The 16,260-nt window shown below is 39.4% G+C and carries 15 protein-coding genes; 6 read left to right on the top strand and 9 right to left on the bottom strand.

From position 1 onward, the window contains the following. Window positions 1-103 precede the first annotated feature (103 nt). The 5 genes from J2746_RS06650 to J2746_RS06630 form a co-directional block, all read right to left on the bottom strand. Window positions 104-2,149 carry a hypothetical protein gene (locus J2746_RS06650; protein WP_209618090.1) on the bottom strand — a complete coding sequence of 682 codons (2,046 nt, stop codon included), beginning with the start codon at window positions 2,147-2,149 and terminating at the stop codon, window positions 104-106. Between the two features lie 359 nt (window positions 2,150-2,508). Then, window positions 2,509-2,874: a hypothetical protein gene (locus tag J2746_RS06645; RefSeq protein ID WP_342451810.1), complete on the bottom strand. Its 366-nt coding sequence runs from the start codon at window positions 2,872-2,874 to the stop codon at window positions 2,509-2,511. A gap of 22 nt (window positions 2,875-2,896) precedes the next feature. Next, entirely contained in the window at window positions 2,897-3,859 is a 963-nt protein-coding gene (locus tag J2746_RS06640) for a phosphate uptake regulator PhoU (protein WP_209618084.1), read from the bottom strand. 89 nt (window positions 3,860-3,948) lie between these two features. Continuing rightward, the gene (locus J2746_RS06635) at window positions 3,949-5,763 is read right to left on the bottom strand and encodes a HAMP domain-containing sensor histidine kinase (protein WP_209618081.1); all 1,815 of its coding nucleotides are present in this window, start codon (window positions 5,761-5,763) and stop codon (window positions 3,949-3,951) included. A 33-nt stretch (window positions 5,764-5,796) separates the two neighbouring features. Further along, window positions 5,797-6,723: a PhnD/SsuA/transferrin family substrate-binding protein gene (locus J2746_RS06630; protein ID WP_209618078.1), complete on the bottom strand. Its 927-nt coding sequence runs from the start codon at window positions 6,721-6,723 to the stop codon at window positions 5,797-5,799. 166 nt (window positions 6,724-6,889) lie between these two features. Between J2746_RS06630 and J2746_RS06625 the strand changes: the two genes are divergently transcribed. Continuing rightward, window positions 6,890-7,810, top strand: a complete 921-nt coding sequence (locus tag J2746_RS06625) for a PstS family phosphate ABC transporter substrate-binding protein (protein ID WP_209618076.1) — start codon at window positions 6,890-6,892, stop codon at window positions 7,808-7,810. 4 nt (window positions 7,811-7,814) lie between these two features. Here the strand turns inward: J2746_RS06625 and aroC are convergent, their stop codons facing one another. Together aroC and J2746_RS06615 are read right to left on the bottom strand one after the other, a co-directional pair. Continuing rightward, window positions 7,815-8,909: a chorismate synthase gene (gene aroC / locus J2746_RS06620; protein ID WP_209618074.1), complete on the bottom strand. Its 1,095-nt coding sequence runs from the start codon at window positions 8,907-8,909 to the stop codon at window positions 7,815-7,817. Window positions 8,910-8,935: 26 nt separating this feature from the next. After that, window positions 8,936-9,817, bottom strand: coding sequence for a cation diffusion facilitator family transporter (locus J2746_RS06615; RefSeq protein ID WP_209618071.1), 882 nt, complete (start codon window positions 9,815-9,817; stop codon window positions 8,936-8,938). Window positions 9,818-9,957: 140 nt separating this feature from the next. Between J2746_RS06615 and J2746_RS06610 the strand changes: the two genes are divergently transcribed. From J2746_RS06610 to J2746_RS06595, 4 genes are all read left to right on the top strand, one after another. Then, window positions 9,958-10,674, top strand: a complete 717-nt coding sequence (locus tag J2746_RS06610) for a DUF6517 family protein (RefSeq protein ID WP_209618068.1) — start codon at window positions 9,958-9,960, stop codon at window positions 10,672-10,674. 152 nt (window positions 10,675-10,826) lie between these two features. Then, window positions 10,827-11,654, top strand: coding sequence for a formylglycine-generating enzyme family protein (locus J2746_RS06605; protein ID WP_209618063.1), 828 nt, complete (start codon window positions 10,827-10,829; stop codon window positions 11,652-11,654). 52 nt (window positions 11,655-11,706) lie between these two features. Further along, window positions 11,707-12,474: an ATP-binding protein gene (locus J2746_RS06600; RefSeq protein ID WP_209618057.1), complete on the top strand. Its 768-nt coding sequence runs from the start codon at window positions 11,707-11,709 to the stop codon at window positions 12,472-12,474. An 11-nt stretch (window positions 12,475-12,485) separates the two neighbouring features. Then, window positions 12,486-12,851 (top strand): cupin domain-containing protein, encoded by a 366-nt coding sequence (locus J2746_RS06595; RefSeq protein WP_209618054.1) that lies wholly within the window; start codon window positions 12,486-12,488, stop codon window positions 12,849-12,851. A 37-nt stretch (window positions 12,852-12,888) separates the two neighbouring features. Here the strand turns inward: J2746_RS06595 and J2746_RS06590 are convergent, their stop codons facing one another. Beyond that, window positions 12,889-14,238 carry a tripartite tricarboxylate transporter permease gene (locus J2746_RS06590; RefSeq protein ID WP_209618051.1) on the bottom strand — a complete coding sequence of 450 codons (1,350 nt, stop codon included), beginning with the start codon at window positions 14,236-14,238 and terminating at the stop codon, window positions 12,889-12,891. Between the two features lie 160 nt (window positions 14,239-14,398). Here J2746_RS06590 and J2746_RS06585 point away from each other — a divergent pair, with 160 nt between their 5' ends. Then, window positions 14,399-15,331, top strand: coding sequence for a TIGR00269 family protein (locus J2746_RS06585; protein WP_209618048.1), 933 nt, complete (start codon window positions 14,399-14,401; stop codon window positions 15,329-15,331). Here the strand turns inward: J2746_RS06585 and J2746_RS06580 are convergent. Then, window positions 15,313-16,218 carry a DUF7847 domain-containing protein gene (locus J2746_RS06580; protein ID WP_209618045.1) on the bottom strand — a complete coding sequence of 302 codons (906 nt, stop codon included), beginning with the start codon at window positions 16,216-16,218 and terminating at the stop codon, window positions 15,313-15,315. The two genes, J2746_RS06585 and J2746_RS06580, sit on opposite strands and share 19 nt — an antisense overlap. Window positions 16,219-16,260 lie beyond the last annotated feature (42 nt).

Genomic DNA, 16,260 nt, shown 5'->3' with positions numbered 1-16,260 from the left:
ATATCATCTGCATATCATGTACACATTATGGTAATAAATACACAATAATAGTATTGTACATATAACTCAAATGATATTTACAGAGAAAAAGATTCAAAATCAATTATTTGGAGATCAAAGTCGAGACTACAAGGAAAACAACAATTGCGATTCCTATTACAACTGCATAAAGATAGTTCTCTACGGCATCTACAGCAGCATTTTCGGCCATGCCAAAAGCAGAAGAGATACCATCAAGAGTGCTTCCGAATGTATCACCTACAAATTGCTGAATTTTCTCAAAAATACTGCTGACAGGAGAAAGTATCTTAGATAAAAACGAAGTTGAAGGTTCTTGCTCTAGTGCCAGAGCAACATCAGAAGTATCCCCTTCATCATCAATAGAATTAAGATCTTCTTCACTACCTTCTTCAGAAAGGTCCACAACTTCAGATCCTTCCTCAACATTAACAGGTATTGCAGGAACAGTATTAACTGTTACATCAGATTCAGCAACCCAATCATCATCAATAGGACTCCAGTACTGTTTCACCTCAGCACCATCAACATAATAGGACGATTGAGCTTCACCTTCGTACTTCCATATAGACTTAAACTCACAAACTGCAGCCGGCAGATCAGGTAATTCATCTGAAGAGAACTCATAGGCCATGGAAAGTGATGAGCCCGGAGGAAGCAGTACCCCTTCAACAGAGACAATTTGCGTACCACCAACCACCGTCGTACTAAGATCCCACTCGCTTAGAGGCAGATCGCTTCCTTCCAGGCTCTTTTCCAAACTACCCTCCACATAGTTCAGTTCATCAGGAATAGTGTCAGTCAGGTTTATCCAGGCTGCGCGGTCACCATCATTGGAAATATCAAGTGAAACCATGTAATCTGAATCAGATCTTGTCAGTTTTTTGTCAAGAACAATATCAGGACCATGAACTTTCAGACGTTCTGTTTCTGATTTCCATGACAGATTCTCACCAAAGAAATTAGTTTTCACAATTACTGTATCAAATGAATAGTCACCGGGTTTAATAGCTACAAGTTTTTGACCCAGGTAATATTGACCATTATCTTCCATTGTAGAATAATCACCTGATTCATAGCTTTCAGCTATAAACAGATCTTCAGATATTTCAGGAAACTCGACATCAATGTTACTCAGGGTATAAAGACCGGTATTGAAAATACGAGTCCTTAAGAATGTGAATTCTTCCGCATCTCTTATCTCATAATCGATTGAACTATGAGTGGAAGTGTTTACCTCAAGGGTTTTCACATACCACGAAGTCATATTGAACTCATCTGTAGTTAATTCCATAACAACTTCAATGTCAGGTTCAGTACAACCAAGTTCCAGAGAGCCATTGAACCCATAGCTATTTTCTTTTATATCATAACCTTCGGCAGTAGCATTAATGTAATAATCCAGATCATAAGGTGAAGTCACACCATCCCACTCAGGCGCCACAACTGTAAAATTCATCTTAATGTTGTCATCTACTGCAAGACAACCCAGATTTTCCTTTAAGATACCATCCCTGTATTCGAAATCACCCCTTGAACGTACTCGCATTTCACCAGTATCTATCTTAAGGATAACATTCTCGATCCAGGCATCGCCGGTATTTTCAATTGTTACATCAATCTGTTTCTCTTCCCCGGGAGCGTATTGCTCAGATGAAACTTCCACATCCTGAATAGTCTCTTCACTTGCCTCGAATTCAATTTCAATTTCAGGACGTCCACGATGATAAAGATCAAGTTTTGCTGAAGGGGTTTTATAGCTATCAAGTATAATATCAGCGATTTCTACTTTGACCTCATTGTCCCATTCAAGCCATCTTCGATCATACGAACCTGTTAGGAAAAGAAACTCCTTTCTAACTACTCCATCCCGTTCGACAGAAATAACAGCACCATCTAGACCTTCATCAAAGTCATCAGCCCGAAATGTGTAATACTCACCATTTATCTCAACAGTCTCGATCTGACCCCACTTGACACTAACGCTGCCATCATCCACCCACTCAATACATGTATCAAGGTCATTACACTGGCATAACATACCTGCAGAAGCCAGAGGTAGTTGTGAAGAGAACAGCAGTAATGCCGTTAGACACAACAGACAGAGTATGTTTATTTCCGTTTTTCTCACAAACTCCACTCCGCTATCATGATTTTTTGGATACTTTTCCGGACAGAACGTAGATCAGCAGGGCATATCCCGACAAAGTCACGAAAACAAAGGGTACAGCCATATTAAAAAAAGAGGAGGCTGTGTACCAGCATGTTGAATAGAAGGTATATAGGGAAAGTACCACCGCTGCCAGCAAACTGACTATTCTCTTCATGAGTTGCAGGATACTCATGTAATCATATATCCCTTGCACAAAGGAAATACATACAACCCTTTATGCTATTGGGTGCTAAATAAACTATATAATTCCAGCAGAAGGTTCCACCTAAAAGTGATTTTTTAAATTAAGGATTAACAAAAATGAAATAATCACCTGGTTATTCTCTTTTGAAGATTTCATATCCGAATACCGATATGGCAATAATTATAGAGGTCATGGAAAGCATGAAGATCATATTTGAATATGCCTCATTAAGCACATACCATGACAGGCCACCAAGAACATGCGTGAGACTCATAAGAAGGATTATAAAAACACCTATAGGGTAGATCTCCTCATCTTCAAGGAATTTCAATATGGTATATCCCATGAAATAATAGAAAATAACAGTCAAACCAAGATAAGGCAGAACTATATTATGCTCTACTGCAAAGACCAGTGTCGGGCTGAACTCATAATCCAGTATCCTTTCAATGCTGCCGGCAAAATAGAATGTCAGGGAATAATCAATTATTACTCCCACGCAGAGAAAAAGAGGGATGAGCCTATAATTGTGATAGATCAATCGCAGACTCTGCAATATTTGATGCATAATCCTTTATCCTGCTGAAACTGTCAATTATAAGTTCTATGGATTCATCGGTTGGCAACTGTGCAGCACTGATGAGTTTCTTATTGAACTGATCTTCCCTTCCAAGCACATCATTTGCAAGATCGCTATTTGATTCCCGCAGAGCCTCAGTGCTGTCCATGAAGATAGACTGGCATTCCCTGCACAGATCAACAAGCGATTCAAGAACATCCTGAGGCAGCGAAATATAAGAGAAATGCAATGCTATTTTGGATATGTGGTCGCCAACACGTTCTATTTCATTAGCTGCAAGCCGGTAATAGAAAGACTCCACAAGACTTAGTTTATCATGTTTTGAAGGCTTTTTGAGGTTCAGACGCTCAACATGCTGTTTGGAAACAAGCAGGAACATACGGTCAAGGTCATCATCACGGGTTATCACATGCTTGCATAATTCTTTGTCGTTTTCCTCAAAAGCAGTTGCAAGCTCATCCAGCATCAGGTAGACAAGTGAAGACATGCGTTTAAGCCCTTTACTGATCGTAAAATCCTCAGTATCAAGGAAATTCTTGATAACTATTTTCTTCTCATCGTTTTCCACCATTTCCAGACCCACAAGACGATGACACAGATCCTTTATCTCCCGGGTTGCTTCTGAAGAAATATTCTCCCCGATAATCTCTATTGTCTGATGGTCACCTATTATATACACACCCACTAAGTCCCTTATTAAATGGTCCAGTTCCTTATTGAATTTTATCTTTTTCTTTTTCTTTGAACTTTTAACTCCTGGGGGTTTCAGTAGTAAAGAACCATCTTCCTGATAGAAAATGGAAATATGCGAACCTGCTTCCAGTTTTGAGCTTACCGCCCATTTCTTTGGAAGGGTGACAACATAAGTGGATTTTCCTGTGATCTGTACTTTTCTTGTATCCATCTTTTTCACGACCCGAAAGGAAGATAGCACTATTGAACAGGAATTTGGCTATAAAGTTTATCTCTATAGATGTATAGGATATCTGTAGTCTATATAGGACAAACATGGGTTTCTTTGCTGTTTTCAAATTCAGGAACAGTAATGAAAAATGTACTACCTTCACCAACTGCGGATTCGACCCATATTTTCCCTTCATGTCCGTCAACTATAGTTTTTACAATGTTCAGGCCAAGTCCGTTACCACCATATTTGCGGGTTGAAGAAGAATCAACCTGATAAAACCTGTCAAATATAAGTTCCAGTTTATCGTCTGGAATACCAATGCCTGTATCCTTTACATAAACAATGGCTTTGCCATCATCCTGGAAAGTACCTATTTCAACACTGCCACCTTTTTCAGTGAACTTCAGCGAATTGTCTATGATCTTTGTCAGTGCATATGCCAGTTTTTCAGGATCAGCTCTTACAAATTTATCCTGACCATGTCTTATATTTACATTCAGACCTGAAACATCGACTTTACCATTTAATGCCTTGAACGCCATATCAACAACACAATTGATACTTGTTTTTACCATGTCCATTTTCTCAAGTTCGTCGTCACATCTGGCAACTTCAAGAAGGTCCTGTATCATCCAGTTCTGCCTTTCAAGAGCTTTTAAAGACTTTTCAAGGAATAGATTCCTCTTTTCCAGGTCTGTTTCATCAAGAGCGATTTCCACATAGCCCTTCATTATGTTAAGAGGAGTACGTAATTCATGTGAGATATTAGCGATAATATTGCGTTTCATCTGCTCGAGTTTTTTGATCTCGGTAATATCCTTGGTAACTGCCACATACTTAAGCTCATTACGATATTCAACAACAGCTATACTCATGATGATCGATTTGAGATTGCCGTTGCCAGCCCTGAAATTCATTTCCTTCATAAAAGTCGAGTCTTTGTCCGGTGACTCGAAATATGAAACAATATCCTCATCATCAATAGCAAATGAAAGAGCATCCAGACCAATTATCTCATCCATATCTGCCTCGGCTATATGCATGAAAGATTCATTTGCAAATTCTACTTTGCCCGAAACATCAATAACAACAATACCATCAAGACTACCAGAAACAATCTTAGTAAGATAGTTGCGTGTTTCAAGTACCTCTTTTGCAGCTTTTTCTTTTTCATTGATAAGGTAACCTATATGGTCTGCCATGTCATTGAAAGAATCAGCCAGCTGCCCTATTTCGTTCTGTGAAGTGATCCTGGCCTTATGATCAAGGTCACCTTTTCCGAATATCTCTACAGAGTTCTTCAATTCAAGGATCGGACTTGAAACTACAGATCCTGCCATATATGCCACGTTCGAACCTACAATCAGCAATAAGAGAACAAAAAGGAGAAGAGATTGAGTGAATTTATCCACTGTTGTCCCTATACTTTCCTGGGACATACCCACATGAACCTCTCCTGCACTTCCATCGAGTATTGGGTATGAAATGTCCCTGATGTAACCCTTTTCAGTGTCAAGTAAAAGCTGACCTGTTCCTGAATCTGCAGGATTTATTCCTTTAAGGTCCACAGGAAAGCCTCCGCTGAAAGTATGAACCAGTATTTCACCACGTTCATCAACTATAAAAACATAAACCACCTCTGACTCACTTTCTTTAATGGTTTTAACAAGCCACTGAAGTCTTACCTGATTATCTGTGAGAATCGGATTGACACTGTTTTCTGCAAGATTACGCGTAATTGAAATCCCCTTTTCGTTCAATTCGCTTTTCATCATATTGGTCTGAACAACATTAAGATATGAAGCCATCAGAACACCAAGTACCAGAATTATCCCGACAACCGTAAGTATCAATTTTGTCCTGATACTGAAATTATCAATGCTTTCAATGACCTTTTTCATGATAATGCCACCTTTTTCTGCACTTGTATCTTTTTATTGGCTCCCGGCATATGACGAATAGGTTTCGTGATCCATTTCAACAAACATGTTAAAATGCATATTTTCAAGCACTTCAACTCCTTCCTGAGAATCATGCATATTAAAAAGCAAATCAACCACTTCATTTCTCATATTTGGACTCATCTCAGGGTGAACTGCGATTACCGGGACAAGGTGTCCTGAAGAAGAATATACTATCTTTAAATTCGAGGAGTATTCCGGTGAATTCTGAACAATGTAAGACCACATTGTGCAATCTATTTCAGCACCATCAAGAGTACCCTGATTTACCATATCTATGAAATTATCCTGGCTGTTACTGTAAATATAGCTTGAAAAAAAGAATTCAGGTGATTCGTTTATGAAAGGATGCATATAATCAGGAACAATGTCACCGCGATTGAAGCGATAACTATTGAATGCGAATTTCTTACCTCGAAAATCCTCAATTGAATCAATATCCGAATCTGATCTGGAAATCACATATGATGGAAGGTATAAATCTCCATGGATGACCGGAACAGCGACCATCTCGAGGTCAAAATCATCATGCCCGGACATATAATCCTCCCCTCTCAGAAATACAAAGTCAAGATAGCCAGTTTCAAGTAAATAGTTGATCTCATCAGGATTGTCACGTTGTACCAGTTCAAACTCTAAACCTGTGTGTCTGGAAAGATAGTCCAGAAAATCCTCATAATACACCATTGTTGTTTTTGGAGATGCCATTGCAAAAACACCTATACGAACGGGCTTGTCACTGGTGATGGACTGTTCCAGAACCTCTGTATTTTCAAGGGAGACCTTCACCGCCTCTTCACTTTCAAAACATCCACTGGGAACAGTAATGAAAAGAGAACAGAGTATAAGAGAAATCACAAAAACATACTTTCTATAGCAATGCAGTTTATTGTATTTCATTTCTGTATCACAACAGCCATTTTGTATATAAAAAATACCTACATAATTATATTAGAAGTTCATATTTTATTGAAAACTGGATTTCAAACTATATAAATCCACCTATATAGATACATACGATAGATTTTATATATCTATATTAGCATCTAAATAATCGGTGTGCAAATTGTCGGACAATAAAAATATTATGTTAATTACTGCTGTAGTATTGATATTCGCAATAATATTTGCATTTGCATTATATGGGCAAAACAATGAAGATATTGTTAAAAACAAAATATCAGGAGAAAAAAACAATCCTGTTGATGATAATAGTAATGATGTTACCATCAATGAGATCTTCATTAAAGGCTCTGATACTATTTTACCAGTATCACTTGCTGAATCCGAGGCATTCATGGAGCTGTATCCTCAAAATAAAATAATTGTGATCGGAGGCGGTTCATCCATTGGAATTGCCAGTTTCATTGAAGGCGAAGTCGAGATTGCTATGGCATCAAGAAAAATCAAAGATTCTGAGATTGAAAATGCCATGGAAAAGGGAATACGGCCTGTGGAAACAGTAATTGGATGGGATGGGATTGCAGTAATTGTCAATAAAAATAATCCTCTTGATAGTTTAAACATTGAACAACTCAAGATGATATATACAGGAAAAGTCAGTAACTGGAAAGAACTTGGTGGATCCGATGAAGAAATAGAAGTTCTGGTACGTGATACAAGTTCAGGAACATACGCCTTTTTCAAGGAAAATGTACTGGATGATGAAGAATATATTTCAACCGCAGTTACCGAACCTAATACTGAAGCTGTCGTTGAAGAGGTTGCAACTGATACCGGAGCTATTGGTTATATAGGGCTGGCATATGCCGACAGCAGTGTAAAGATGCTTGGTCTGGAAAGTACAGAAGGTACATTCCACCCGGAACCGGAAGCAATCTTAAAAGGAGAATATCCACTTTCAAGACCTCTTCACTATTACACCAACGGTGAGCCTGAAGGTGATGTCAAAAAGTATATGGACTTCGTACTAAGTGAAAAGGGACAGACCATAATCTCAGACGTAGGATACCTTCCAGTCAGTTAAAAAATCATAGAAGTGAATCCGGACCGATACGCCCACTTCTTACCATATGGTCAGCAAGTACAAGTGCCATCATTGACTCGGCAACAGGAACCATTCTCGGTGGAATTGTCGGATCATGGCGGCCATGAATCTCCACATCTATCTCTTTCATTTCACCCATATCAACACTTTTCTGGGACTTTGATATTGATGGTGTGGGTTTTACTGCGATCCTGCACACTACAGGCATTCCGGTTGATATACCACCAGTGATCCCTCCTGCTTGATTGCTTTCAGGAGTGACCTTCCCGTTGCTCAGTATGAGTGCATCATTCATCTGACTACCTTTCATGCCAGCACACTCAAAGCCTGCACCGAACTCAACACCTTTTACGGCACCAATCCCCATCATCGCACAGGCAATATCTGCATCAAGCTTACCAAATACAGGTTCCCCAAGTCCTGCCGGAACTCCGGTGGCAATTATCTCTACAATACCACCTATACTGTCTCCTTCAGTACGTGCAGTATTTATCTTTGCCAGCATCTTTTCAGCTGCTTCCGTATCTGCACAACGTACAACATTGCTGTCAACATTTCGGCGTATTTCATCAAAAGAAAGCGGCTTTGCTTTAATCCCACCAAGCTCTGCCACATGGGCAAAAACATCAATGCCTTTTTGTGAGAGAAGTTTTCTGGCTACTGCACCTCCGGCAACCCTGCCAATGGTCTCTCTTCCTGATGACCTGCCACCACCACGGTGGTCACGGATACCGTACTTTTCAGTATAAGCAAGATCAGCATGTCCTGGTCTGGGGATATTCTTTATGTAGTCATATGCACTGGATTTTGCATTCTTGTTCCATACCATCATGGAAACAGGCATTCCGGTGGTTATGCCATCAATAACACCGGATAATATCTCAACAGAATCTGATTCTGAACGAGGAGTTGACACTTCACTCTGTCCAGGCCTTCGTCTGTTAAGGTCTTTCTGAACATCGTACTCTGAAAGCTCAAGCCCTGCAGGTACGCCGTCAATAACGACTCCAAGAGCTTTTCCGTGGGATTCACCCCATGTTGTGATCCTGAAAGAATGTCCGAATGAATTTCCTGGCATAATCGTATAGAGCTCCTTGATACTATTTATATGGACCGTGTATGAGCTGGCTCTATGTGAACAAGCACATCCTCGATCCCCTCAAAGTTTTCCCTAATTCGATACTGCACAATGTGGGATATGGTATGAGACTTGTAGGTGGTCATCTCAGGATCAACTTCAACATGAAGGTCAACAAAAACATTTCCCGGTGGACCACGTGTTCGTATCTTATGACAATCAATAACACCTTCTATATTACATACTACTTCTGCTATTTTTTCAGTATCAATTCTTGACTCATCTGCCAAGATCGATACACTATTGTAAATTATCTCTGCTCCTGCATGAAGAATTACCAGCGCAATGAGCACCGAGACAACCGGATCGATCACAGGATAACCCAGATGTATGGCAACTAAACCCATAATAACTGAAAGAGAAACGTATATGTCGCTTCTGGTATGAGCTGAATCCGCAATCAAGACTTCACTGTTCAGCTCAGTGCCTTTCTTATGTTCATATGTTGTCACTGCATAATTGACACACATGGTCCCGATCATTATTGCAAAACTAATTGCAGTTACTTCCGGTACATTCCCATTTCCAAAACGATTAAAAGCAGAGTGTACGATCTCAAAAGCAACAACCGCCAGAATAACTGCTATCAGAATTGATGCCAGTGTCTCAAACTTGCGATGTCCGTATGGATGTTCCTTATCAGGTGGTTTGGCTGCTATATGGATTCCGATAAGACCTACAATATTTGAAACACCGTCAAAAAGAGAATGATATCCGTCTGATTGCATGCTCAGGACATCGGTGTACATTCCGTATGCAATTTTAGCGAATGATACAGCAAGGTTCAGGAACAGAACATAGATCATTACATTCCTTATTTGCCTGAAACGTGATTCAATATCATACATATCTTATCTACAAAGTTATTAACTATCATCAATATAAACTATATGATATTTGTATCTAAAAAAAGAAGGAGCACCAACATTATTTAACAGTAAGTGGTTTAATATATAAATAAATCCATATTGTATGAACGGTGATAGTTTTGCTTCTGCGTACAAATAAACTTGTGATATTGATCACGACTATATTCTTAATTTCACTTATATCCGGATGCCTTGAAACTGCAAATACACAGCCTGCAACCATTGAGGAAGCTGCCCTTGAGGCATATGGATGGTCACAGACATCCCTTGAAGAAAAATCAATGGAACAAAATATAACAGATACAACATCAATAGTTTTTAACTCTGCAACTGTCAAGTATCGCAACGAAAGGCTCATATCAGATATAAATGAGCAGATTCTTGAGTTCAAAGAGGAGAACAATCTCCCTGTATCCATAGATGTGCCTGAAAGTTTCAGTGCACAAATAATCACATATCGTCTTTCATTACCATCGGGAGCAAAGCTGCCGACGGAACTCGTATCAAAAATAATGGACAGCAGAATGAATGAAATTCAAGAGAACAATGATATCGAGAATACGCAGCAAGCATCCACACGTACAATAACACTTGATGACGGAACAGAAACTGTTGTAAAGATATTCACTGCTTCTGGCAACTCTACTGAATCAGGAATGAAGATGATGGGCTTTTTTACGACTTTTTCAAATGATGATTCAAGCACCATTGTTATGGGATTTGTTCCTGAAGGTGAATACAATATGAATGCAGGAATCGTAAACGGAACTGTATTTTCAATCGATGTTGATAATGAGATCGATGAAATGCTCGAACTTGTCAGCACCATAGAGTGAACATAGAATAAAGACAGAATTTGTATATGGGTATGCTCAAATGAACACAGCCTATATTCTAAATAGAATAACAATAGAGAATTGGGAAGAATGCAAATTCAATAGAATACCTATATATACGATTTTTCAGATTCGTGGAATAGGTGTTCTGTTTGCAATCTCCTGGAAGAAAAAATCTTATAAAACGTATAACCGTTTTTCTGATATTAATTTCACTTATTCTTTTTACTGGTTGTGTTGATGATGACAACACAGATGATATAATGGAGCAGGAGTTAACCAACTCTATAGGAATGGACTTTGTCCTTATCCCATCAGGGCAGTTCTCCATGGGAAGCGACTCAACACCTGTGGTCGCTTTTGATGATCCGGCACATGAAGTGACAATAGAGAATTCTTTTTACATGGGCAAATATGAAGTTACTCAGGCCCAATGGAAAAAGTTAATGGGAGACAATCCATCATATTTTGAAGGAGATGATCATCCCGTTGAGCAGGTTTCATGGATCGATGCACAGGAATTTATCACAAAACTGAACGAAATGGAAAACACAGACAAATATCGCCTTCCTGCTGAAGCTGAATGGGAATACGCATGTAAATCAGGAAATGACACTGATTTCTCTTTTACAAACGAAGCTACAGATCTTGATGAATACGGATGGTCTGATTCCTATGGCTGGTGTGCTATAAACTCTAATAAAACAACAAATCCGGTGGGAGAGAAAAAAGCTAATTCATGGGGCCTTTATGACATGCATGGAAATGTATGGGAATGGGTTCAGGATAGCTGGCATGAAAATTATGAAGATGCTCCTGCTGACGGAAGTGTCTGGGAAGAAGAGAACAGCTATAACCGTGTTGGAAAAGGTGGAAGCTGGATGGACGGACCCAACATCTGTAAAAGTTCTTTCCGTGGTAGTCTGGATGCTGACAGCACATCAAATGTTCTTGGTTTCAGAGTTGTGATGGATATATAAGAACAACTTTGTAACCGGAAAATATAATTCATATAAATTCTCAGTTCAGAGCATGGTAAAAATTGCAGTCACAGGAAAAGGCGGAGTTGGCAAGACAACACTATCCGGTACTCTGGCAAGAATGCTGGCAAGGGAAGGATACGATGTGCTTGCCATTGATGCTGATGCTGATATGAATCTTGCATCTTCACTTGGAATTGAGAACGCCCCTAAACCACTTACCGATTACAAAGACCTCATCGAAGAGAGAGCCGGCGAAAAAGGGGGAATGTTCAAGTTCAACCCTAAAGTCGATGATGTTGTTGATAAGTTCGGTGTTGTAGGACCAGATAATGTAAAAATGCTGGTAATGGGTACAGTGGAAAGAGGTGGAAGCGGTTGTATGTGCCCTGCTTCAGCTTTCCTGAAAGCTTTCCTTAGGCATGTGGTTCTCAAGGATAGCAGCGCTGTAATCCTTGATATGGAAGCTGGCATCGAGCATCTTGGAAGAGGAACTACACGTGGAATTGACCTCATGATCGTTGTTGTGGAACCTGGTATGCGCTCAATTGAGACTGCCCAGAGAATAAAGGAACTTTCCGAGGGAATAGAGATCAAACATCTGGCAGCGATAATTAACAAAGGAACTTCTGCAAATATCAAACCAAAACTGGAAGAACTTGGAATTCCGGTGCTTGGTCAGGTGCCATACGATCCTGATCTTGTAGAAGCTGATTTCAACGGTCTTTCACCCATCGATGTAGGTGGAAAGTGGGTGGATTCCATAAAAGAAATCAAAGATCACATGCTTGAGATGATATCCGGTTTTGAAAAAGAGTAATAGGCGATAATATGCCGATAATGAGTTCCTGTGATGATGTGAAAGCTTATGTTACAAAAGATGGTTCAGAGATCAGAGAGCTAATGCATCCACAGGTTCATGGAAATTCTACCCAGAGCCTTGCAGAAGCCAGAGTTTCATCTGGTAATTACACATTTTTACACCGCCACAATGTAACGGAAGAGATCTACCACATTCTCGAAGGCATTGGACAGCTTACACTCGGAGATGAAATAATCGAAGTAAAAGCTGGAGATTCAGTTTGTATATCTCCCGGAACACCGCATAATATTATAAACACAGGAGAAAACAAACTCAGAATTCTCTGTTGCTGTTCTCCTGCTTATTCTCATGAGGATACTGAATTGTTAGAATAAAATCAATTTTCTCTTTTACTTCGTTTCGACATTCGTGTCAGATGAAATAAAGTATCACAGGTAATATGATTACTCCCATGGCATGGGATTTTCTTATCCCCATAAACGAGGGCAACATTCCTATTGGTGTTGCTATCAGGAATATCATCAATCCAAAAGTGCCTGTGAATACAAAACACATTAAAAATAACAGCGCAAGTACAGCATAGCAAAGTACGGAATAATCAAAACCATAAAGCAGTCGATGTATATTATCTCCCAAAAAAACGGTTGAATAATATGAAAGAATAGCAGTTAGTGAAATAGCAAAAAGAAATAGGATAACAAAAGATGCGTTTAACTCGATCGAACCGAGAAGTTCATTGATAGCTACCATTGCACCACTACGCGATTTACCTATAACAGCAAGCGCCAGTAATCCAAAAATGGCATTACATGTATTGACACCAGATATTGAAACGATGAATTCTTTTGCTGATTCTGTGACACTTTCATTGTTGACTGAATTGTCCAGGTCTTTGTAAGCTTCAGTTTCAAAATCCTCTTTTACAAAAAGACGGGCGAACACTGTTGCAATTGATGAAGATATTCCCGGAAGCCAGGCCACCAGTGAACCTGAAGTACCACCTACAACAATTCCTCTGGCAATTCGTTTTCTGTCCAGTTCCATACGTGAATCAAACTGAAAAGGAATGACAGGATTCGACATCAGACTTATGATAAGCTGAGATGAACCGAAAAGTCCGCTTAAAAGAGGAAGAAGAATAGATGGTTCGCCCAGGGATAGAAACGGATTCATCAGGTCTTCCTTATTAAATGCAAAAACACCAAGTAATCCACATACCATGAATACAAGAAATGCATTAAAAGGATATTTTAGTCTTTGTAGCAAACCAGGGACACCATATTCTCCTTTTTCAGTAAAGACCATAACCAAAACCACAATGATCAGAATCCATGCAATATATTCCTGAATATAGGGATACATTGTACTGAATATTATCGAAAGAGGGTAAGCTGTGATAAGGGCCAGGGCCACCGAACCTGCACTACCCAACGCTGAGAGACGGATAGCTTCGGCTCCCTTGCCTTCAAGTAGTAAATTATGTCCCGGTAGTACTGCCAGGGCCATATCAGCACCTGGTGCTCCAAGGAATATGGAAGGAATTATATCGTGAAAAGTGTGGGACAGGGAATTCGCAAGGATAATTGCAGCTATGCATATTAGAGGAAGCCCTTGTTCTGACAGGAAAGAAGAAAAGGCCAGTAATACCAGTGCAAAATTGTTGGTATGGATTCCCGGGATAAGTCCTGATATCACACCAAGAAGATAACCTGCAAATACAGATAGTAAAAAAATCCATATCGAAAATTCTGCTGCATCCATCAATATTTTCCTGAACGTTTTGCTCACAAATATTAGATAAGTACTTAATTTTTGCTTTTTTAATCTAAAATATATTTGAAGATATAAGACTAAAACAATAATTAAACTGACACAAATTGCCAGGACAATTTTATATAATAAGATTCCATGTCCATAAATAATGGAAACAAAAACGACAAAATGTAACAAATGCAAAAATGATGCTATCATTTTCCAGAAATATTCGGGAATGCACCTTTGCCGGAAACATTTCATTGAGGATGTTGAACGTAAGATCAAGCTGACGATCAGAAAACATTACAGCGTTAAAAGAAACGAAGTGATAGCTGTTGGTCTGAGTGGTGGCAAAGACAGCAGTACAACCCTTCACATACTTCACAAAATATTCGGCAAAAGGCCGGACATTGAACTTGTGGGAATCTCTATTGATGAAGGGATTGAAGGTTATAGACCTGATACTATTGAATCTGCACGTGAGCTAACCTCAAAACTTGGCGTAAGACACATTGTCCGAACATTTAAAGATGAATATGATACCACTATGGATAAAATTGCACCTCAACAGAGAGAAAAGGGTGCATGCAGCTATTGTGGTGTTCTCAGAAAATCACTTATCAATAAGATTGCTCTGGAAGTTGGTGCTACAAAACTCGCCATAGGTCATAATCTTGACGATGAAGCACAGACGATTATGCTCAATCACCTGAAAGGCGATGTTTCCCGCATGGTAAGGCTGGCTCCACCCAAAGAGCTTGAAGGACTTGTGCTCAGAATGAAACCTCTTAGGCATATTCCTGAAAAAGAGGTCGCACTCTATGCATATCTGCATGACCTGCCCCTTGGTTTTGGTGGATGCCCTTATGCGCATGAAGCAATGAGAAGAGAAATAAGGGTTATGCTGAATGAGTTCGAAGTGAAGCATCCCGGCACAAAATATGCACTCCTGAGCGGGTTTGATAAGGTTTCAGGAATACTTGGAAGAGAATTCCCTCAGGAAGGACTTCAAAAATGCAGTATATGTGGACAGGCTTGTACTGAAAAAATATGTCAGGCCTGTAAGCTGCTTAAACGTGATCAATCTGCCAGCCTGTAATCATCAAATGAATATAGTTTTCTGTTAGTCCTGTCAAGATAGAAACGTGTGAGCCATACAGTGACCAGTGGTTGTATCACAATTGTGCTCAAAAGAAAATCTGCAAGAGACCACAGCTGTGCCACTATATCAATGTAAGAAGTGATCTCACCTATTAATGCAAGTATAAGTGATATACCAATGATGATCAGCCACATACCAATTGATGCTATTTTATTGGACAGTACAAAAGATACTCCTGTCTCAATTGCACTGATCGGATCCAGTTCATCCGTGACAAGCACATAGTTAACAAGAAAGAAAAGTACACTGATGAAAAGTATGTAAAATACCCATAATATTATACCCAGTAACAGCAGTGACGCACTGGCAGTAGCCATATCCGGATTCGACAGAAGAATGCTGAAATCATCTATTGAAAGAATACCGGGGACAAGGAATATCACACCTGCCAGTATCAGCAGAATTATCAACAGATTAGCGAAAAAGAGATTGATGTAATTCCTTTTTCCAGTAGTGAGCATTGTGCTGACATGCGTATGGCCGTTTTCAAGTGCCTCTTTTGCCATACCTATGGCACCGGCTGTAATGAACGAATCTACAAGCATGTAGACCAGAAACATTAGAATACTGAAAATTGTCACCAGGAAAATATTCTCATAAAAAACAGAATACATTAGACCAAGCATTTGATCCTGAGTAATAGCTGCAGGGTCAATGGTATCAGACATAGCCGGAACAAGGAATATCAGAGCAAACAGTACCATAGAAAAAAACAAAAATATGATCGATAAAACCATTTTCAGTATAAATGGCACACACAGATTGAGATTACCTGTCCAGGTTCCAAATCCTTTACGAACAACTGAGCTAATGTCCTCTACCATATCAATATAACTCCGAATGATACTGACTTTACGTCTCCTTAA

The sequence above is a fragment of the Methanolobus bombayensis genome, from assembly GCF_017873415.1.
Classification (GTDB): domain Archaea; phylum Halobacteriota; class Methanosarcinia; order Methanosarcinales; family Methanosarcinaceae; genus Methanolobus; species Methanolobus bombayensis.
Note: the sequence above shows the minus strand (reverse complement) of the source record. Positions and strands in the feature narration are given on the sequence as shown.

Excerpts from the sequence above, each read along its gene's own strand:
- J2746_RS06640 (WP_209618084.1), bottom strand. The coding sequence starts at position 3,859 with ATGGATACAAGAAAAGTACAGATCACAGGAAAATCCACTTATGTTGTC.
- J2746_RS06635 (WP_209618081.1), bottom strand. The coding sequence starts at position 5,763 with ATGAAAAAGGTCATTGAAAGCATTGATAATTTCAGTATCAGGACAAAA.
- J2746_RS06630 (WP_209618078.1), bottom strand. The coding sequence starts at position 6,723 with ATGAAATACAATAAACTGCATTGCTATAGAAAGTATGTTTTTGTGATT.
- aroC (WP_209618074.1), bottom strand. The coding sequence starts at position 8,909 with ATGCCAGGAAATTCATTCGGACATTCTTTCAGGATCACAACATGGGGT.
- J2746_RS06615 (WP_209618071.1), bottom strand. The coding sequence starts at position 9,817 with ATGTATGATATTGAATCACGTTTCAGGCAAATAAGGAATGTAATGATC.
- J2746_RS06600 (WP_209618057.1), top strand. The coding sequence starts at position 11,707 with ATGGTAAAAATTGCAGTCACAGGAAAAGGCGGAGTTGGCAAGACAACA.
- J2746_RS06595 (WP_209618054.1), top strand. The coding sequence starts at position 12,486 with ATGCCGATAATGAGTTCCTGTGATGATGTGAAAGCTTATGTTACAAAA.
- J2746_RS06590 (WP_209618051.1), bottom strand. The coding sequence starts at position 14,238 with ATGGATGCAGCAGAATTTTCGATATGGATTTTTTTACTATCTGTATTT.
- J2746_RS06585 (WP_209618048.1), top strand. The coding sequence starts at position 14,399 with ATGGAAACAAAAACGACAAAATGTAACAAATGCAAAAATGATGCTATC.
- J2746_RS06580 (WP_209618045.1), bottom strand. The coding sequence starts at position 16,218 with ATGGTAGAGGACATTAGCTCAGTTGTTCGTAAAGGATTTGGAACCTGG.